General features: G+C 44.4%; 21 protein-coding genes. 12 read left to right on the forward strand and 9 right to left on the reverse strand.

The window, feature by feature from the left end:
* The 4 genes from ACX5KA_RS15470 to ACX5KA_RS15485 form a co-directional block, all read left to right on the forward strand.
* On the forward strand, positions 1–195 hold a 195-nt coding region (locus tag ACX5KA_RS15470; protein WP_458731601.1), incomplete at its 5' end, for a type II toxin-antitoxin system RelE/ParE family toxin.
* Between the two features lie 2 nt (positions 196–197).
* Positions 198–491: a helix-turn-helix domain-containing protein gene (locus tag ACX5KA_RS15475; protein ID WP_458731602.1), complete on the forward strand. Its 294-nt coding sequence runs from the start codon at positions 198–200 to the stop codon at positions 489–491.
* A 189-nt stretch (positions 492–680) separates the two neighbouring features.
* Positions 681–962: a PepSY domain-containing protein gene (locus ACX5KA_RS15480; RefSeq protein ID WP_014950922.1), complete on the forward strand. Its 282-nt coding sequence runs from the start codon at positions 681–683 to the stop codon at positions 960–962.
* Between the two features lie 101 nt (positions 963–1,063).
* Positions 1,064–1,633 carry a cytochrome b/b6 domain-containing protein gene (locus ACX5KA_RS15485; RefSeq protein ID WP_039217866.1) on the forward strand — a complete coding sequence of 190 codons (570 nt, stop codon included), beginning with the start codon at positions 1,064–1,066 and terminating at the stop codon, positions 1,631–1,633.
* 59 nt (positions 1,634–1,692) lie between these two features.
* Here ACX5KA_RS15485 and ACX5KA_RS15490 read toward each other — a convergent pair whose 3' ends face one another.
* Together ACX5KA_RS15490 and ACX5KA_RS15495 are read right to left on the reverse strand one after the other, a co-directional pair.
* Entirely contained in the window at positions 1,693–2,337 is a 645-nt protein-coding gene (locus tag ACX5KA_RS15490) for a tetratricopeptide repeat protein (protein WP_458731603.1), read from the reverse strand.
* Between the two features lie 177 nt (positions 2,338–2,514).
* Positions 2,515–2,766, reverse strand: a complete 252-nt coding sequence (locus ACX5KA_RS15495) for a TIGR02647 family protein (RefSeq protein WP_014950925.1) — start codon at positions 2,764–2,766, stop codon at positions 2,515–2,517.
* A 333-nt stretch (positions 2,767–3,099) separates the two neighbouring features.
* On the opposite strand from ACX5KA_RS15495, the gene ubiD reads away from it, so the two are divergent.
* From ubiD to ACX5KA_RS15515, 4 genes are all read left to right on the forward strand, one after another.
* Complete coding sequence (gene ubiD, locus ACX5KA_RS15500; protein WP_014950926.1) at positions 3,100–4,566, forward strand: 4-hydroxy-3-polyprenylbenzoate decarboxylase; 1,467 nt, start codon at positions 3,100–3,102, stop codon at positions 4,564–4,566.
* 97 nt (positions 4,567–4,663) lie between these two features.
* A complete protein-coding gene (fre, locus tag ACX5KA_RS15505) occupies positions 4,664–5,359 on the forward strand; it encodes an NAD(P)H-flavin reductase (RefSeq protein WP_458731604.1) in 696 nt (231 codons plus the stop codon).
* A gap of 193 nt (positions 5,360–5,552) precedes the next feature.
* Entirely contained in the window at positions 5,553–6,965 is a 1,413-nt protein-coding gene (locus tag ACX5KA_RS15510; RefSeq protein WP_458731605.1) for a M28 family metallopeptidase, read from the forward strand.
* A gap of 284 nt (positions 6,966–7,249) precedes the next feature.
* Positions 7,250–8,275 (forward strand): substrate-binding periplasmic protein, encoded by a 1,026-nt coding sequence (locus tag ACX5KA_RS15515; protein WP_458731606.1) that lies wholly within the window; start codon positions 7,250–7,252, stop codon positions 8,273–8,275.
* A gap of 40 nt (positions 8,276–8,315) precedes the next feature.
* Here ACX5KA_RS15515 and ACX5KA_RS15520 read toward each other — a convergent pair whose 3' ends face one another.
* Positions 8,316–11,042: an ATP-binding protein gene (locus ACX5KA_RS15520; RefSeq protein ID WP_458731607.1), complete on the reverse strand. Its 2,727-nt coding sequence runs from the start codon at positions 11,040–11,042 to the stop codon at positions 8,316–8,318.
* 224 nt (positions 11,043–11,266) lie between these two features.
* Between ACX5KA_RS15520 and ACX5KA_RS15525 the strand changes: the two genes are divergently transcribed.
* From ACX5KA_RS15525 to ACX5KA_RS15540, 4 genes are all read left to right on the forward strand, one after another.
* The gene (locus ACX5KA_RS15525) at positions 11,267–11,824 is read left to right on the forward strand and encodes a GbsR/MarR family transcriptional regulator (protein WP_136783374.1); all 558 of its coding nucleotides are present in this window, start codon (positions 11,267–11,269) and stop codon (positions 11,822–11,824) included.
* 11 nt (positions 11,825–11,835) lie between these two features.
* Positions 11,836–13,209 (forward strand): cytochrome ubiquinol oxidase subunit I, encoded by a 1,374-nt coding sequence (locus ACX5KA_RS15530; protein ID WP_458731608.1) that lies wholly within the window; start codon positions 11,836–11,838, stop codon positions 13,207–13,209.
* An 11-nt stretch (positions 13,210–13,220) separates the two neighbouring features.
* Positions 13,221–14,228, forward strand: a complete 1,008-nt coding sequence (locus ACX5KA_RS15535; RefSeq protein WP_458731609.1) for a cytochrome d ubiquinol oxidase subunit II — start codon at positions 13,221–13,223, stop codon at positions 14,226–14,228.
* Positions 14,229–14,621: 393 nt separating this feature from the next.
* Positions 14,622–14,786, forward strand: a complete 165-nt coding sequence (locus tag ACX5KA_RS15540; RefSeq protein WP_014950935.1) for a hypothetical protein — start codon at positions 14,622–14,624, stop codon at positions 14,784–14,786.
* Positions 14,787–14,826: 40 nt separating this feature from the next.
* On the opposite strand, the gene ACX5KA_RS15545 is transcribed toward ACX5KA_RS15540, so the two are convergent.
* The 6 genes from ACX5KA_RS15545 to ubiE form a co-directional block, all read right to left on the reverse strand.
* Entirely contained in the window at positions 14,827–15,309 is a 483-nt protein-coding gene (locus tag ACX5KA_RS15545; RefSeq protein WP_458731610.1) for an Lrp/AsnC family transcriptional regulator, read from the reverse strand.
* A gap of 106 nt (positions 15,310–15,415) precedes the next feature.
* On the reverse strand, positions 15,416–16,060 hold the full coding sequence (locus ACX5KA_RS15550) for a hypothetical protein (RefSeq protein WP_458731611.1): 645 nt from the start codon (positions 16,058–16,060) through the stop codon (positions 15,416–15,418).
* Between the two features lie 423 nt (positions 16,061–16,483).
* Complete coding sequence (gene cspE / locus ACX5KA_RS15555) at positions 16,484–16,693, reverse strand: transcription antiterminator/RNA stability regulator CspE (protein ID WP_012519905.1); 210 nt, start codon at positions 16,691–16,693, stop codon at positions 16,484–16,486.
* Between the two features lie 293 nt (positions 16,694–16,986).
* Positions 16,987–18,615, reverse strand: coding sequence for a ubiquinone biosynthesis regulatory protein kinase UbiB (gene ubiB, locus ACX5KA_RS15560; protein ID WP_458731612.1), 1,629 nt, complete (start codon positions 18,613–18,615; stop codon positions 16,987–16,989).
* Positions 18,616–18,638: 23 nt separating this feature from the next.
* Positions 18,639–19,274: a ubiquinone biosynthesis accessory factor UbiJ gene (locus ACX5KA_RS15565; protein ID WP_458731613.1), complete on the reverse strand. Its 636-nt coding sequence runs from the start codon at positions 19,272–19,274 to the stop codon at positions 18,639–18,641.
* Entirely contained in the window at positions 19,274–20,071 is a 798-nt protein-coding gene (gene ubiE, locus ACX5KA_RS15570) for a bifunctional demethylmenaquinone methyltransferase/2-methoxy-6-polyprenyl-1,4-benzoquinol methylase UbiE (protein WP_014950941.1), read from the reverse strand. The genes ACX5KA_RS15565 and ubiE overlap by 1 nt, the downstream gene beginning before the upstream one ends.
* Between the last annotated feature and the right edge of the window lie 107 nt (positions 20,072–20,178).

Below are 20,178 nucleotides of genomic sequence, written 5' to 3' on the forward strand. Positions count from 1 at the left end.
ATCTATGCGGATTGGTATAAACATAACGGGTTGTTCGAGGTCAGAGCTAAAGCAAAAGAAGGAATCGGTAGGGCGCTATTCTGCTATACAAAAGTAAAGCAGATAAATATTTTATATGCATTCATGAAAAAGTCTCAGAAAACGCCGAAAGAAATAATACAGATCGCCAGATTGAAAATGAAAGAGGTTAACTAGCCATGACTTTACAAAGCCTTAAGCATGAAGCATTGAAGAATGAAGATGTAAAACAGGAGTATGATCGCCTAGAGAGCGAGTTCACACTTATCGATCAGCTGATATCTATGAGGAAAGAGGCAGGGCTAACTCAAGAACAGCTTGCGCAAAAAATGCAAACACACAAGAGTAATATTAGCCGATTGGAAAAAGAGAATAGCAACCCTAGTTGGAAGACTCTACTCAAATATGCGAATGTCTGTGGGTTCGAACTTTCGCTTACCCTTCATAAAAAAGAAAGCCACATCTCGCGCTAACGATTGTTCTTTACCGCGCTAATTTTTAAAAATATATCGTGAAGACTTCATTTATCGACAATAAGAAAAATCTACGCTGCGATAATTGGCATAATAAAAACGCCCCTTTGAATCATAGAGCAAACTAAGTACACTCATTCCACGTAGGACAGAAATAACGTTTAACTAAAAAGCGAAATGGAGACTGCAATGAAGAAATTAATGATGGCTACGGCTATTGGCGCTGCAACCCTTTTAAGTGCTTGTAGTGCAGAGCATGGCACTACGCAGTGTACGACTGCACCTGAAGCTGAATGGCAGAACCAAGATGCGTTTCAGGCTCAGCTATTAGCGCAAGGTTATAAAATAAACGAGTTTAAAGTAACGGGCGGAAACTGCTACGAAATCTACGGCTTCGACAAAGAAGAAAACAAAGTAGAAATTTACTTTAATCCTGTTGATGGCAGCATTGTTAAGAAAGAAATGCACTAAGTGTGTTTTAACAAACGATTCATCGTTCGTTTGCTTTAACACTTAATAAAAACGCTGCAAACCATTGCAGCGTTTTTGTTTTACCTTAAGAAAGTTATGTAATGTACAGACCTACTGATACACCTTCGGATATTTATATTTGGGATTGGATTGTGCGCGTGTGCCACTGGGGCCTTGTTGCTACCTTTGTGACCAACTATTTTATTGTAGAGCCAGGTCGCCTTTATCATGAAATAGCCGGTTATATGGCGGTAGCGCTCATATCTATAAGGATTGGCTGGGGCATTTTATCCACCAAATTCGACGGAAGTAAAAGGGTTGCTACTGAATACGCAAGCTTTTCTAAAGTATCATTGCGTCAACAAGCCTTCGCTGAACATATTCAGCACGTAAAACAAAAGAAAATTCCCACTCACCATGGCCACAACCCTTTTGGCTGGCTAATGATAATGGCCGTTATCACGTTACTGCTGGGTTTAGGTATTACCGGTTTTATGATGGAAGAGATAGATGCCATGTTCGGTAATAGTACGCTGGAATGGATACACAGCATTATGGCTGATGTTCTGTATGGTTGCGTGCTAGTGCATGTCGCTGCAGTGTTTGCTGTGCAATATATAGGAAATATTCAATTAGTTCGTCCTATGCTCACAGGCTGGCGGAAGCGCTAAGCCCCCGCAAACTATCTTAATCATTTAGGCATTTGCTATCGATTACGTACCACTAATCTTTAGCTATCTAAAGGCCGCTTTGCTTCACGCACTGCTTTCGGGTGCATTAATTTTTCTAAGCGAGCCAGGTATGAAGCTATTTGCTGGTGCTGTTTCTTATCATTGGTCACAGAGTTATAAAGCCAGTGGTAGGCATCTTCATAGTCGTAAGGGCTGCCATGACCTTCTAAAAACAACTCAACCAAGCGAATTTGCGCTTTTAGGTTTTTAAGCGCGGCCGCTTCTCGCAAATACACCACTGCACGTGCTTTATCTTGCTGCACAAGCGTACCCTTTGCATAATAACGCCCAAGCTGCTCAAGTGCTGCTGGCAAACCTTGATTTGCGGCATCTTCCATGTAGCCAATACCGCGGGCAGGTTCAGCATCTACGCACACGCCCCACGCCAGCATGTCCCCCCATAAAAACTGGTAGGCCGGCACTTTTAACACATCCGCACGGGCCTCAATGTCTTGAACAAGCTGACATCTGTCTTCTACCACTTTATCTAGGTGAGTATTAGCGTTAATCATGTCGATGAGCGCGTCTTGGCTGTAAAGCTGAACCGCGCGAAGCTCTTCAATAGTTTCGCCTTCTAAAGCGTAAGCTGAAAAGCCCATCCCAGAGGCACATATAAATAAGGCTGTGTATAGAATACGTTTCATAGCAAAAGAGTATGTGTTGATTACCATGTCTTAGTTAAGGTATCGGCTAATTATAGATTATCTTAACCAAGACATGGTTATCTTAACACGTGGACGCTATAAGCGGAGGCTAGCGGCGAATTGTTTTTAGCTTTTACACTGTCTTTTTGCATTCACTCGATCGCCAGCCTCTTATGATCAGTGGCTACTTTTTCGGGGGCACATGGCCGATTGGATATGGCGAGCGTGATCGGCTAAGTCAATACCTAAATCTGTTAGATAACCGCCGTCAGGCTGGGTGATTAGGCCTTTCGAGTACAGTCTGGACGCTGCATTCACCATACTTTGACTCGCGTCATGATGAATTTTCAAACCTTGAAGCAGGCTGTCTGTGGGAAACTTCAATAACAAATTTAATTCGTCTAGCATGTCCTGATCGAATGAACTCATGTAACCACCTTAGGCAAAAGGGTTATAAAGGGGTTAGCACTGTGCTTGCTGAAACTTTTCAGCATAAAACTTTGGTCCAGAACCTTTCCCAAGCACTTACTTAAAAGCACTAGGAGCTAAAGCCTAGACTAAAGCGCATACATCAAAGCGCTATCCACCTTAGATTTGTTAATATTTTTAACGCTTTCTTATATCACACCCAAATGGCACCTCTGTAAAGCGTAATTTATCTGTAAAACGTTTAATCGTGTAAACACAGCGCTTACTGATCGGACTTTGGCGCTAAATAGTATATTCTTGCCATAAATTGAGTTTGTGGATGCACCTGCACTGATGAAGTATAAAGATTTACGCGACTTTATTCGCCAGCTAGAAGCTAAAGGTGAATTGGTACGCATTACCCAGCCCATTGATACCGACCTTGAAATGACAGAAATTGCCGACAGGACGTTGCGTGCCGGCGGCCCTGCGCTGTTGTTTGAAAACCCTAAAAACCACGACATGCCCGTATTGGCTAATTTGTTTGGTACGCCAGAGCGCGTAGCCATGGGAATGGGTCAAGAGTCTGTTGAAGCACTTCGCGAAGTAGGCAAATTACTGGCTTATTTGAAAGAGCCAGAGCCGCCTAAAGGGCTGAAAGATCTTTGGGAGAAACTGCCAGTATTTAAGCAGGTACTTAATATGCCTGCCAAAGTCCTTAAAAAAGCCCCTTGTCAGGAAGTGGTGCTTACCGGTGACGATGTAGACTTGTCAAAAATTCCGGTTCAGCGCTGTTGGCCGGGTGACGCTGCGCCTTTGGTAACCTGGGGGTTGAGTGTTACAAAAGGGCCGCATAAGAAGCGTCAGAACTTAGGCATTTACCGTCAGCAGGTTATCGGCAAAAACAAACTTATTATGCGCTGGTTGTCACATCGTGGTGGTGCACTAGATTTTCGTGAGTGGTGTCAAACACACCCGGGCGAACCCTATCCTGTATCAGTGGCTCTTGGCGCAGATCCCGCTACCATTTTAGGTGCAGTTACTCCTGTACCAGATACCCTTTCCGAGTATGCTTTTGCAGGCTTGCTACGTGGTGATAAAACCGAAGTAGTTAAGTCTATTAGTAACGACTTACAAGTACCTGCCAGTGCCGAAATTGTGCTTGAGGGCTATATTGCACAAGATGAAACTGCACCTGAAGGTCCATACGGCGATCACACCGGGTATTATAATGAAGTTGATGACTTCCCTGTGTTTACGGTAACGCATATTACTCATCGTAAAGATCCTATCTATCATTCAACTTATACGGGCCGTCCCCCGGATGAGCCAGCTATTTTAGGTGTTGCGCTAAACGAAGTGTTTGTGCCTATTTTGCAAAAGCAGTTTCCTGAAATTGTCGACTTCTACTTACCGCCTGAAGGATGCTCTTATCGCATGGCGGTGGTGACCATGAAGAAACAATACCCTGGGCATGCGAAACGGGTGATGATGGGTGTGTGGTCGTTCTTGCGCCAGTTCATGTACACCAAATTTGTGATAGTGTGCGATGACGACGTCAACGCGCGTGACTGGAACGATGTTATTTGGGCCATCACTACCCGTATGGACCCAGCCCGCGACACGGTAATGATAGAAAATACGCCTATCGACTACTTGGATTTTGCGTCCCCCGTTTCAGGGCTAGGTTCTAAAATGGGAATGGACGCCACCAACAAGATGCCGGGCGAGACCGACCGAGAATGGGGCGTACCTATTGTGATGGACGAAGACGTTAAAAAACGCGTTGATGATATTTGGGACAGTCTTGGTATTATGTAGCGACTATTTTTAGCGCTATTAATTTGTATTAAAGCATGCGCTTTTTTAAAGCGCATGAAAAGGCGACACGCTAAGCAAGAAGGTTAGAAGAGAACACATGTCAGAAATTAAGTGTAAGGTTGCAAGCATCACGCCTTTAACCGAAGTGGTACAAAAAGTTGAATTAACGCCAGCAAGCCCTGTTGAGTTTAAAGCGGGTCAGTACGCCATGGTGGTAATGGGCGAAAAAGATATGCGTCCATTTTCTATTGCCAATGCCGCCTTTGATAATGGCCGCATTGAATTACACATTGGCGCAGAGCCTGGCAACAGTTACGCTGGTCAAGTGCTAGAGCGCATGCGTGCAGATGGCGAAATTACCGTCAATGTAGGTAATGGCAATGCCTTTTTGCAAAGTAATGGCCTGCCTATGGTACTTATTGCTGGTGGTACGGGTTTCTCGTATACCTACTCAATTCTGCAAGAGCATCTTAACAGCGGTGATAAAACACCACTTACCCTTTATTGGGGTGGAAAACACGCGGCTGATTTGTATTTAGCTGACAAGCTAACTGAGCTCGCTGAAGCGAATGAGCACTTCACTTTTGTGCCGGTTGTAGAGTTTGCATGCGACGAGTGGAAAGGCAGAACGGGCTGGGTGCATCACGCAGTCATGGCCGATCACGCCGACTTTTCAAACGTTCAGGTTTACGTTGCAGGTCGTTTTGAGATGGCTAAAGTGGTGCGCGACGACTTTACACAGCGCGGCTTAAAAGTTGAAAACCTGTTTGGCGACGCGTTTGCTTTTATTTAATCGCTAGCGTAAAGCCCGTATTCCGAAAGCCGGCGAATGCCGGTTTTTTGTTTTAAGTCATTTTTCATTCCCAGCGTCTTACTCCGTTTTTCAATCGCGATTCCTTGCGATAACCAACCATTAAATACGTTTACTCCAATTGTAGCCAAGCCACGTATTGGTTATGGTGAAAAGGTAAACACTGGAGAGAACAATGATAAAAAACCTGTCCACATTCGCGAACATAAGCTCCAAAATAAGAACTAATAGTTTGCTGGCCTCAGCTGTATTGGTAAGTAGCACAGCGTCATTCGCCGCTTACCCACAAAGCGAGCAGCAGCAAGCACTTTACGATATCGCCGAAAGCGTTTCTGCGAAAAACATTGAAAAAGACATTACTACGCTAGTGAACTTTGGTACACGCCATACCCTTTCTGAAACCGAGTCTGATACCCGTGGTATAGGCGCTGCGCGCCGATGGATTAAATCTGAATTTGATAAAATTTCAGCTGAGTGCGGGGGTTGCTTAGAAGTGTACTACCAGTCGGAAGTTATCAGCGGTGAAAAGCGTATTCCCGAGCCGGTAGAAGTGGTTAGCGTTATTGCGATTCAACGCGGAAGCACTGATCCAGGTCGTTACGTGATCATGTCTGGCGACATTGATTCACGGGTGTCTGATGTGATGGATTTTACGTCTGATTCACCGGGTGCAAACGACAACGCCTCTGGTGTTGCCGGTACCCTTGAAGCCGCGCGTGTACTATCCAAATACAAGTTTAACGGCAGTATCGTGTATGCAGCTTTATCTGGCGAAGAGCAAGGGCTTTTCGGCGGGCGCATAATGGCAAACCAAGCGAAGAAAGACGGCTGGCGAATTAAAGCGGTGCTCAATAATGACATGATAGGTAACATTGAAGGCGTTAATGGTGTGATTAACAACACCACCGCTCGCTTGTTTGCTGAAGGTACACGCGTAACCGAAACGGATAAAGAAGCGCGCATGCGACGTTTCACCGGGGGTGAAGTTGACTCACCAAGCCGTAACCTTGCCCGCTATATCGATAAAATTGCCGATCAGTATATTGAGAACTTAGACACTATGGTGATTTACCGCCTAGACCGCTTTGGCCGTGGCGGGCACCACCGCCCGTTTAACGACTTGGGCTATCCGGGTATTCGTATTATGGAAACTAACGAAAACTACACCCGCCAGCATCAAGATCTTCGCTTAGAAGACGGTATTGCCTATGGTGATACCTTAGATGGCGTCGACTTTGATTACGCTGCCAAACTTACTGGCCTTAATGCCGTTTCACTAGCTGCAATGGCTTGGGCACCGAATCCACCTGCAAATGTAGAAATTGCCGGTGCAGTTCAACCTTCAACATTTTTAAAGTGGGATGCACTAGACGCGGAAGAGAACCCGCAGCTTAAAGGGTACAAAGTATACTGGCGCCATACTGATGCCCCGCAATGGGAATACAGTAAATATGTGGGTAACGTTACCGAAGCCATGCTAGAGAACGTGGTTATCGACAACTATTTCTTTGGCGTTGCCAGCGTTAACAAAGACGGTGTTGAAAGCGTTGTCGTTTACCCAGGTCCTGCGGGTAGCTTTGGAGAATAAGCGTTTAAATTGAGCGTTTATGTTGAGCGCGCTTATACGCATCCAATTACGCCCCCGATTACGCATGCAATCAAGTCAAGTTCGTGACGTTAAGCTGGTAATAAAACCGACCTATCGTCACGAATGACTTTACTCAACAAAAGCCAGCCTAGACATCAACATTACGCTCAATATATTGATGTCGCTTACATTTTGTTAATTTAAGCCAGTACGTGTTTATTGGAATTAAGCGACTAACTGCATTACAGTGTAGTAAATGTATGACGGCAGTTCGGAGTTCACCTTTGGTAAGATTCAGCGCGTTCTCGCTCTCTATTTTCACTCAACGCCTTTCTTTATTGGCTATTAGCCTAGCCCTTTGTTGCTTTAGTGTTTCACAATCTTATGCCGCCCCTACCCAATTGGGTGCAGCTTCCTTCGAAACCTATATTAGCGACGATGGGGAGCCTGCTCGGATTAACGCGTTACTTAAAAAGGTTTTTAAAAAAGCGGAGTTGGATATTCAGCTCGAAGTTATGCGTCAGGCTTTTCTGGGCAGCTCTGTCTTAACGGGTAAACTAGACGGTGAGTTTGCCTACATCAACTTAGGTGAGGACACGAACAACTATGTGCTTTCCGATATCTACTTACCCATTTATCTTTACGCGGTAAGTAAAGAGGCGGACGTTGAGGCATTAAAGCTTTTTCCTCATTTAAAAGACAACCGAGTCGCCATTGAAAATCGCTTTGCGAATACGCCCTCATTCAGACTGCTGAAAGATATAAAATGGTCACGCAACCCCACTACTTTTGATGCATTTCGCCAACTTGCCGACGATAGAGCGCCTTACTTAATTACCACCCAGCTGCTTGCGCGAGAGCTGAACATACTGCTGGCTAACGATAATGAAGAAACCTTGCACTTTTCAGCAAAACCTTTAGCGAAAACGGGATTTCAAATAGCTATTAGCAAAGGTGTTGCTAACGCTGAGAGGATTATTGCGCAATTCAACCAAGCGGTGTCGACAATGCAGAATTCGGGGGAATTGAATCAGCCACTTGAGTTAGCTTGGCTCACCAAAGATGTGGATGGCGATGGCGTTGCCGACTTTATCGGGCACAGCAACATAACTACCACCTCTGATTTGTTAAACACCGCCTACTCCCTTGACGGTAAACCCACATCTGAAAACAGTTTGTTTTATATTGACGGAAATAAGTATATATCGTTAGAGGAAGCGCATACTGCGCTTCCCGCTAAAGAAGATTCGTCGCCTCGCGAGTCGCTGTTAGATAAAACCACCTACCAGCAATTGCTTCGCCGCTGGTAGATGACTTGCAGTGCGAAGGATACGGGGGAGAGCAATCGAGTTAATGCGACGTTTCTGGTAGGTACATTTCCAGAATTGTCAGCAATTCTTCGCCATCGACCGGTTTTGACACATAGTTATTAAAGCCTGCTTTAAGTGCTTTAACGCGGTCAGATGTATAGGCATAAGCAGTAAGTGCTACGGCATTAAGTTTTGCAATTTCCGGGATTTCGCTTGCCCTAATTTTCAATACTAGACCTAACCCATCCATTTCCGGCATACCTATGTCCGATAGCAGTAGATCGAAAGCTTCAGGCATGTCGTTGATTTCCTTCCATGCCATTAAGCCGTTTTTCACGACATTCACTCGAGCGCCGTTAGATTCTAGGAACAATTTTATGAAATCACGGGCGTCTCGCTCGTCTTCTGCGACTAATATTCGCAAGCCACTCAAACGAAGTGATTCAGTTAAATCGCTAATTTCTGAGTTCTTGGTTTCGATAATATCGTCATGCAAGCTAAGTGGTGCTATAGGCAATGATACGAAAAATGTAGTCCCAGAATTTGGTCCATCACTTTCGGCGTAAATTTCGCCGCCGTGCATTTCAACCAAACTCTTTACGATAGATAAACCCAGCCCCAAGCCATGTTTGTTATGAGAATCCTTTCCTTGATAAAAACGTTCAAAAACCCGAGCTATCTGATCTTGGGTCATTCCCTTACCGTTGTCTTTTACACGGAACAAGTAGTTAGAATGTTCCCTTCGCCCACGCACGTGTACGGTTCCACCCTTTGCTGTAAATTTAAGGGCATTACTGAGCAAATTGTTGATCACCTGCTTAATACGCAAATTATCACCAAGTATTTGTGTATGCTCGTCTTCGCAATTAATTGAAAGTTGAATATTTTTACTGGCGAAACCCGCTTCGAATGATTTAGCGACTTCAGATATAGACCCAGCGATATTTAATGAATGCGTACTCAATTTCATTGTGCCGGAGATAATGCGCGATAAGTCTAAGATATCGTTAATTAACGCGGCCTGTGTAGACGCAGCGCGTTTGATAACCCCCAATGCATCGGACATTCTATCGACATTCGTCACATCCATAAGCGCTAAGTCGGTCCAACCTACAATAGAATTAAGAGGTGAACGAAGCTCGTGAGAAATACTGGCAAGAAACTGATCTTTAGCTTTGTCTAACTCTTCTAATTTACTAATTTGCTTATCAAGCGACGCCTTTAAGCTTAGTGCGTAAGGTATAAATAGGTGGTCAAACCCCTCTATTATGAGCTTATCATCCTGGGTCCACTCTACCGATTCATCGGCTACACTTTGAAGATACATATCAAAGGAATTACGAGGCGTTAAAACCTTACCAATATCTTTGTTCGCAGCTTCACGACCTGCCCATCTGATAGTTTTGTCTTTTTGCTCTCTAAACCAAACGGTGTAATAACCAAGCTTAGCTGATACACAGGATATATACATGCCGCGAATGCCGTTAAGGTTACATTGTTCCGACACTTCTCCCGCCAACTTGCTAATAGCAATTGACTCTTCAGAGTTGGTAATAACGAACTTATCGAGAAGGCGAGTTAATGTTCGTTCAGACGGGGTTCTACCTACTAAGTATTTATCTACAGGGGTAATAACCGCCATACCGCATGCACTGGCTACATCCAAAAGGCCTTTTTCTTTTTGGGTTATCGCCTCCAGGGGATTAGCATAGCTAGTAAGCTGGTGAATAATACTATTCAGCTTGCGCTGCCGAATTTGAAACTGCTCTTTCTTTTCGTGTAGGGCTTTAGTGTGTAGCTGCCACGCATAGAGGTGACCAAGAGACTCACATACCAAACGCTTTTTCTGCTCAATATATTTAGGTTCATTATTGTGACAAGCAAGCAACCCCCAAAGTTTACCTTCAAACACAAGGGACACGGAAAACGATGAACGTATGCCCATATTTTTAAGGTAAGTGATATGAACCGGCGACACTGAACGAACCATAGACATGGATAAGTCTAGTGGCGGTCGCTCCGCTTCTTGCACAGTTGGTATTAAAGCAATAGGGGGTTGTTCTACGTCAAATACACAACGTACGCGATTTTTTAAGTACAGCGCTCGAGCTTGGCTAGGAATATCAGATGCTGGAAATTTCAAACCTTTGAAAGAGCGAGCCCCAGGCGCTTTTACTTCGCCAATCACCTCACCACTATAGGTTTTGTCGAACTGATAAACCATCACCGAATCGAAACCTATGTATCCCTTAAACACGTTCGCAATGGCGTCTGCAACATCGTGAATGGAGTCGCACCCATCTACATCGGGTAGTAATGTGCGAATATCTACGTCCATCGGTACCCATTGTTGGGCGGCTTCATAACTAAGCTGAGGGGTGGGCTCTAACTCGATAACAAGCAGACCGTTTGAGTCGAACACAACACCGCTGCCCTCTTTTTCCCAATTGTCTAAACAAAGTGCGTTCTCTGCAAACTTCCATTGGTAAGCACGGCGTGAATTCCCGCCTTTAACACTTTGATAGATACTTTGAAAGGTGGGAGCATCTTCAGAAGGCGTATCGATAAGTTCAGTAATAAGAGTTTCACCCGCAGTGATACTGACTTTAAATAGCTCATTGATGTTTTCACTAACCACCTGAACTTTTTTAGTTTCAGGGTCAACTGCTATAACATAACCAAAGCTTTGAACACTTTCGATTAGGTGAATAGCCTCATCTTCGCAGTTCTGAAGCGTCTTTATCTTTTTGTCTGTAATGTGTTGCATTGCCTTGGCCGAGAAATTTAGAAAGCGAACTTTCTTGCGAGTGTCTAATTACTCAACCACGATAACAACAAATTGTGATCAAAGCATGCAATATCGTTGAAAGTTTCCTAATTAACTCTTATTAAATTATCAATAAAATTTTGCTTAAAAAGCACATTAATGTTGCCTTTTTTGATCTTACACAATAAACTTTCAGTAATTTCTGAAACTTCTGGAAAGTGAAAATGAAAATGACGCCTTTAATTACTTCTGCCGTGATGCACTTTGGCGAAATGGGAAGTCGCTGGGGTTTTAATAGAACAGTTGGGCAAATTCTTGCACTTATTGTTTTAAACGAAGAGCCTATTTCGGCACAAGAGGTTGCCGATGCGCTCAATATCTCCAGAGGCAATACCAGTATGGGGTTGAAAGAACTTCAGTCATGGCGCCTTGTTAAACAGCACCATGTTCCTGGTGAGAGAAAAGAGTTTTTTATTCCTGCTGGTGATATTTGGACACTGGCCAACAGAGTGTTTGAAGAGCGCAGAAAGAGGGAAATAGACCCAACTATGAGCCTTTTACGTGACTTATTACTCGATGCGCCTGCTAACGAAAAAGAGGCAAATGCACAACATAAACTGAACGAAATTCACGATTTACTCGAATCAATTACGGCATGGTCTGAAGAGCTTCAAAATCTTGGGCCTGAAAAGTTAAACACGTTGATGAAGTTGGGTTCTGGCGTGGGCCGTATGCTTGAGCTTAAGGACAAGCTACTTCCGGGGAAAAACAGCGTTAACTAAGGGGGCCTTCTGTGGATGCATTCTTGCTGTCTCGTTTACAATTTGCGTTAAATATTAGTTTCCATATTTTATTTCCAACCATCACCATGGCGATGGGCTGGTTTCTATTTTATTTTAAGCTGCGCTCTAATACTTCAGGCCACCCCGTGTGGATGCGTATGTATCGCTTTTGGGTGCGAGTCTTTGCCCTAAGCTTCGCGTTAGGTGTGGTAAGCGGCGTCACCATGTCATTCCAGTTTGGCACCAACTGGCCAGGCTTTATGGAAAAAGTAGGTAATGTAGCAGGGCCTTTGCTCGGCTACGAGGTACTCACCGCCTTCTTTCTAGAGGCCACATTTTTAGGCATTATGCTATTTGGTATACGCCGTGTTCCGAACTGGTTACACACAGCATCTACCCTTATTGTTGCGCTTGGCACCACAACATCTGCGTTCTGGATATTAGCGCTTAACAGCTGGATGCAAACCCCACAAGGCTTTGAAGTGGTCGATGGTGTGGTGTATGCCACCAACTGGAAAGAAATCATCTTTAACCCTTCTTTCCCCTACCGCTTCGTACACATGATGTTAGCGTCTGGACTGACGGCCAGTTTCTTAATAGCTGGGCTTTCTGCCTACCGCATGCTTAAAGGCGACGACAAGCTTGCGCCTAAACTCGCGCTTAAAACCGCCACCTATACGGCGGCAGTGTTAATTCCGCTACAAATTTTTGCTGGCGACATGCATGGTTTAAATACGCTTGAACATCAGCCACAGAAAGTAGCTGCGATGGAAGGGCTTTGGGAAACCACTGAAGGCGCACCTTTGTTGCTTTTTGCAATTCCTGACGAAGAAAGCAAGGAAAACCATTTTGAAATTCCTATTCCTTATGGTGCAAGCTTAATACTTACCCATGAGTTGAAAGGCGAGATAAAAGGGCTAAATGAGTTTGAAGGAGAACACCCGCCTGTTGCCCCTGTGTTCTTCGGCTTCAGAGTCATGGTGGGTATGGGCATGTTGATGCTTGCTGTGTCATGGCTTGGCAGTCTTTATCTTATGCGCAAAAAAGACTTCCCCGTTTGGCTTAAGCGCACGTTTGCAGGCATGGCGTTTAGCGGATGGATTGCAACGCTTGCCGGCTGGTATGTAACGGAAATAGGCCGTCAGCCCTACTTGGTGAGCGGTGTATTAAAAACAGCAGATGCGGTTACGCAGTTGCCTCCGGCGAATATTGCTCTGTCGTTCACGCTTTATCTTGTTATCTATACGGTGCTTCTAATCGCATACATGGGAACACTTATGCTGATGTGCAGGAGAGCCGTTGAGATTGAAGAGATAACAACGGAAGAGCGGGAAATAGCGAAGGCTAAAATGCAGCCTTCTGAACCTGACCCAAGCACGGTTTAAGGAGAGCAAATATGTTTGAAAACGTATCAGCAGAAATGCTCGGAAATATTTATGTGGGCTTACTTGGTCTATCTGTATTGTTGTACGCCATTTTAGATGGCTACGACTTGGGTGTGGGTGTACTTATTCCGCCAAGAACAGAAGCCTTTCGCGATGACATGATAGCCTCTATTGGGCCTTACTGGGATGCTAATGAAACCTGGCTTGTTCTCGCCATTGGTCTTCTGCTTATTGCTTTCCCTGAAGCCCATAGTGAGTTTTTACAAACCTTGTATTTGCCTGCGACCTTCATGTTATTGGGACTTATTTTGCGCGGTGTCGCATTTGATTTTCGCGCCAAAGTTGTACAGGTAAAAAAACGTAAGTGGGATTTAGTCTTCAAATACGGTTCACTGTTGACTACGCTGGCTCAAGGTTACATGTTAGGTATTTACGTGACAGGCCTTCGCACAGATATTTGGGCCCAAGGCTTTGCACTACTCGCTGCCTTTGGTGTTACAGCAGCTTATGCGTTTATTGGCTCGTGCTGGTTAATACTTAAAGGTGAAGGTGAGCTTCAACAAAAAGCATATTACTGGGCCAGAAGAGGTTTGGGAGTGCTAGCTGTAGGGATTGTTGCGGTAAGTATCGCAAACCTAACCCTACACGATGACGTGCGAGACTTATGGCTATCAGCACCTTGGGGCTATGTGCTTTTCGCTATTCCGGTAGCGTGTTTCGCACTTCTAGCACTTTGTGGTGTGTTGCTTAAAAAACTGCCTGATGCACAAGGAAAAGGCGAATGGCTTCCGTTCTTTATTGCCCTTCTAGTATTTTTACTTTGTTTCACCGCATTCGGCATAAGCTACTATCCGTTTATCATACCTGGACAGATGACGGTGATGGATGCGCTTAGTGATGCAAGCTCTCTGCGTTTCTTACTTGTTGGCGTAGTTATTGTTGTACCTATTATTTTGGCTTATACCGCCATGGTATATAAGATATTCTCCGGTAAATCAGAGAAGCTTTCTTACTACTAGTATTCATTGATGGGATCGCAGCGGATCCCAATTACTTGAAACAATAGTGAACATCATTGAAAGTCAGTGGTGTTCACTTTCTATTCAGCGCTATACTCAACGCTGTACATTGCGAGTTTCTTGCGGTTCCCGACGCCTTTCCTGTGCTTGGGGGCATTTGCGGCGACCAGTACCCCCAATCCACGAACTCGATCTGGCAACCTGCGATCAAAATATGATCCTTTCCCTCGAACAATGTATACCAATGATTAGAGGATGTTTAGCTTTAGCTAGGCTAGCCTAAAAGCGTGATCAAAATTTAAACGTTATTTACCTTTAAATATTTTGTTGACATCAAACTGTAATATTACTATATTTTATTTGGGGCAATTTTTAATAGAAGGAGCCAATACCATGGAAAACGTATTCCATTCGTTCTCACGGTTCTTCAAGCGCGCGCACCCCTACACAGTCGCTCACTATATCGGCCGTAAAAATGCGCAGCGTATCTTAGGATGTAAAATCAAAAAGAAATCCAAGATATTCGCCGACCAGCACGTTGAAGACCAAAATCATTAATTTATATGGGGCCCGTCAAACCGGCCCCATTTTTTTGATTTTAAATGTGGTTTAACGGTACCGAGGTTGTGTACTTAATCTGCTCCATTGCAAAGCTTGAAGTTACGTCAGAAAATTCTATACCGTTAACTAATCGCTTATAAAAGTGATCGAAGCAATCCATATCGGTAACGAGAACTTTTAGCAGGTAATCGTATTCGCCAGACATACGATAACATTCAACAACTTCATCAAACGACGCGGCGTGCTTGGCGAAACTTGCCAGCCACTTTCCATCATGTCTGCCCGCTTTTACTTGCACGAAAACGGTCATGGCCAGCCCCAAGTGTTTTGCTTGCAACAGCGCTACTCGCCTAGAGATTATGCCCTTCTCTTCTAGCTTTTGAATACGCCGCCAGCAGGGCGTTACCGTAAGCCCGACTTGCTCAGCGATTTCTGCAACAGGTGTGTCAGCGCTATTCTGTAGCATGGCCAAAATGGCTTTATCTATTGCGTCTATACCGCCTGTTTTTTCACTACCCATAGTAAGGTATTGCCCTTTATTTTCAATGTTCTTAGTTTTTCAGTGAATTACGTCAGGTGCTTTAGTTTTTGATGTGCAGATTAACGCCACTTTTTAAGGCCACTATCTAAAGCCACCATGGCTGAGTAAAATCAATATTTTCCGGCGCAATTTCGTATTGATAGGGCGGCGTAAATACACCCCAGAATGCATCGCCCAAGTCCTCATCTATTATGTTAAGTTTACCTGCATCGCGATAGCGAGATAGCAAAGCATTGTATGCATCAATCGGCATTTGCGGGTTAGACTGGCGAAAGATAACACGCCCTCCAAACTCTTCATACATCGCTTTTTCTGTTTGAAACTGTATAACCTGCTTGGCCGCTATCTCTTTAATGGGTTTCGTTGCCGTTTCACTTGAAACCTGACCTTCAAACTTCTCGATAAACTTGCTTACCAGTGTTTGATTAACAATTATGCCTTTTTGTTTTGCATAGTCCTCTAAAACAAGCTCATAAATTCTGTTAGACGCATTTACACGGACCACATAATCAAGCATACCTGCGTAATTGTCTTTCGCTTGCTGCTTCAAGTTTTCACGTTCTTCTTCACTAGGCACGACATCTGCCATACGGATTTCGATATTTAGCACCTTTGCCAAAATACTCTGACCAGCAACTTGTTCATTTACTTGGGCTGCATTAGCAAGGTTTGAACAAAGAATAAGTAGCGCAGTGGCCAATGAGGATCGAAGCGTTGATAGTATGCGCATTAAGCACTCCTTTTAGACGTATTTATACCTGCAGTAACAGGCCGTAATTACAAACACTTTGCGTCTTGCTTAGTAGGTAATTAACTGTACGGACCGGTGTTACCTAAATGGTCGTTGTGATGAGTAAAGCATTAAACGCTATGACTACGCAATACCGTGACATACCGATATTAGGACTATGGTGCGAGCATCAAATTAATTGGGGTGAACGAATGCTTGTATGGTGTAGTTGAGAAAAGATTGCAATAGCTACACTGTAGACTTGTAGATGACTAAAAGCGCTACTCTATAGAGATATATGCATTAAAAGTTGTAGACCAAACGCTTTATGGGAAAAAAGCCTAGTCGTGTAATTAGCGTGAGCGTGGAAACCCAGACAACAGAAAGAAAAACGGCGGTCAAATGACCGCCGTTTTTGAATTCTTAGATAGCTTGCACGTTAGCAGCTTGAAGACCTTTTTGACCTTCTTCAACTTCAAATTCTACTCGCTGACCTTCTGGAAGCGTTTTGTAACCGTCAGAGATGATCGCACGGAAATGAACGAATACGTCCTTACCGCCGTTATCCTGAGTTAGAAAACCGTAACCTTTATCAGCGTTGAACCACTTAACTGTGCCTGTAACTTTAGACATGTCGTATAGACCTCAAATATCGTATTAAATTGCGCATAAGCGCGTGTAACTAAGTTCTTTAGAGTCTTTAAATTGGCGGAGTATTGGGTCTTACTTACGAATGGACAAACAACTTACAACAAATTACCGGGTAACTCGAGTGGTTTAACATATAGCAAATAATACAAAATCGCGTCTATTTAAAGACTTTGGCTTAGAGCCATAGTCACTATAACACTCTTCGGGACGATTACTATACAAATTAATTGATAAACTACGGATTTCATAAATATTTCACCGCAGCGTAACAAAAATTAATGCCCTTTCCGCCAAGCTAAATACCAGCAAATTGCGCCAATTACGCCTGTACTTGCAGGGAAATACCAAGATAAATCGTACATTGGCAGAATTGCTGTCATTAACACAAAGGTGGCGCCCACTACGCTTAAATGAGTGGTCTGAGTTGTTTTCTTTTGCTCTTGAAGCAGTGCCAAATGTGCTCTTTGTTGTTGCAATGGCAAGCGCTTCATTTGCTGTAAACTGTCGTACAGCAGGTCTGGCATTTCAGGTAGTTTTTCAGACCAGAAAGGTAAGTTGTCTTTCACCTTCCCCATCATGGCGGTAAAGCCAATCTGCTCTTTCATCCAGTTTTCAAGAAACGGCTTGGCGGTTTTCCATAAATCAAGCTGAGGATAGAGCTGACGGCCTAAGCCTTCTATATACAGCAATGTTTTTTGCAGTAGCACAAGCTGTGGCTGCACAACCATATTGAAACGTCGTGCCGTATTAAATAGCTGCAGTAGCACGTTACCAAAGGATATTTCAGCTAGTGGCTTTTGGAATATAGGTTCACATACCGTGCGGATGGCCATCTCGAACTCATCGATATTGGTATCTTGCGGTACCCAGCCTGAGTCGGCGTGAAGCTGGGCAACCTTGCGATAGTCGCGGTTGAAGAAGGCAATAAAGTTCTCAGCCAGATAGCGTTTATCTTCACGATTGAGCGTACCCACAATGCCAAAATCGATGGCGATATATTTGGGGTTTTCAGGGTGTTCGGTAGAAACAAAGATATTGCCCGGGTGCATGTCTGCATGGAAAAAACTGTCGCGAAATACCTGAGTGAAGAAAACTTCCACACCGCGCTCGGCCAATTTTTTCATATTGGTATTTTGGGTAAGTAATGCGTCTATATTTGAGATTGGCAGACCGTAAATACGCTCCATAACCAACACATTACTGCGGCAATAGTCACTGTAAATTTTAGGTACATACAGCGCGTCAGAACCTTCAAAGTTACGCCCTAACTGAATGCCATTCGCAGATTCACGTAGTAAATCAAGCTCATCAACAATGGTCTTGCGATATTCAACAACCACTTCCACAGGACGCAGACGTTTGCCATCGGGAAGCCAGCGTTGAAGCACGTTAGCCAAGCTAAATAAAAGCTCCATGTCTGCCACGATGGTATCGCGAATATCTGGGCGCAACACCTTTACCACAACGTCTTCATTGTTATGCTTTAGCTTTGCCGCGTGAACTTGGGCGATAGAGGCAGACGCTAGCGGCGCTTTTTCAAATTCACTGAATAATTCGCTTAAATCAGAAAGCCCCAACGCTTGCTTGATAATGTCTTGTGCAACGTCTGATGAAAACGGCGGAACTTTGTCTTGTAAACGGGCAAGTTCGTTAGCAATGGCAGGGGGAAGCAAGTCTCGGCGGGTAGAGAGCATTTGGCCGAATTTAATAAAAACAGGCCCAAGGTTTTGTAGTGCAAGGGTAATACGCTCGCCGGCTGACTTGCCCTTGTGCTTGTTTCGCACCCAAAAAATGGTATGACGCATAGCCCGCGCATACCAGGGTAACCACTTTGCTGGAATAAGTTCGTCTAAGCCGTGTTCCAACAATACCTTGTTAATTCGGTATAACCTAACAATACGCATTTATGAGCCTGTTTCTCTCAATCTTACTTAAATTTTTCTTCTAGGCGGCGCAATCGCGCATCGGCACTTTCTGCTCGATCGCGAAGCGCATTAACTTCGTCACTAAAATGCATAACCGCCAGCTTGTGTGCAGCAAGCTGCTTTTCTTCTACTACGGCGTTTCCGAATACTTTCGCCATGGACGCTAGTGCTGACATCGACTTCTCATGCACAGTTTTCACCGTTTTCAAGGTCTGATGGGCAATAACATCGTTAGTCTTTTGTGCCAGTAACTCTTCAATGTCGATGTCGAGCTGCTGAAACAAGGCACTGACTTGCTGAGCAACATTTAGCTCTCCTTCCAAAAAGAGGGCTTTTTGCTGAATAAGACGAGTCAATTGGCTGGTTTCTTTTAACTCTGGCAAGGTTTGTAGCGACGTTTTAATACAACAGTCTTTTGGCCCAAGGGACGCGACGGCGTCTTCAAACGAGCCTTGTTCGCTGAGTACGTCAATACGGTCAGAAAACGACAGCGTAATACCATACGGAAGCGGCGATATGAACGCGGTAAGCCTAGCGCCAGCAAGCGCTTTTAGCCTTGCTTCGCTGTCTTCGTCTAAAGACAGCAACTTGTTTAAAACCGATTCAGCCGTTGCGGTAACCAGCGCAGAAGTAGGCATTAAAACTTATAACCTCTATGTAGCGCTACAATACCGCCAGTCAGGTTTTGGTAATCACATTGCTCAAAGCCAGCCTGCTCGAACATCCCCTTCAAGGTTTCTTGATCTGGGTGCATACGTATACTTTCCGCAAGGTATTGGTAGCTTTCTGCATCGTTCGCCACTAGCTGACCCATTTTTGGCAAAATGTGAAACGAGTACATATCGTAAAGTTTGCTGAGCTGCTCTGACGTAGGCTTAGAAAATTCTAATACCAGTAAACGGCCGCCTGGTTTTAACACGCGAAAAATAGAATTAAGCGCGTTTTGCTTTTCCGTTACGTTTCTAAGGCCGAACGCCATGGTCACCACATCAAAATGGTTGTCGGGGAAAGGCAGTGCTTCTGCATCAGCTTGCACATAGTCGATATTGCTTACCAAGCCGCGATCGCGCAGCTTATCACGGCCTACTTTCAACATAGACAAGTTGATATCTGCAAGGGTTACGCGCCCTGTAGGGCCTACCAAGCGAGAGAACTTGGCGGTTAAATCGCCAGTACCACCGGCTATATCCAATACTTTATTGCCCGCGCGAACACCGCTGCAGTCTATTGTGAAACGCTTCCATAAACGATGCACTCCCATCGACATAAGGTCGTTCATTACGTCGTACTTTGCTGCAACAGAGTCGAAAACATTAGCAACCAAAGAGGCTTTTTGCCCTTTATCCACCTGTTTGAAACCAAAGTGCGTTGTATGCTCAGTAGCATTGTCGATTGCAGAGTCTGCTTGCGTAGCGGGAGTTTGATTGTCGCTCATGACAGTCCTGTAATTTGAATATTTTTATTAATGCCGAAGTGTATAGGATTGTGTGCTCAAGCAAAAGCTTTATGCCTGACTGTCTCCTGATGTAAATCAAGCCTTTG

Source organism: Alteromonas alvinellae, from assembly GCF_902705805.1.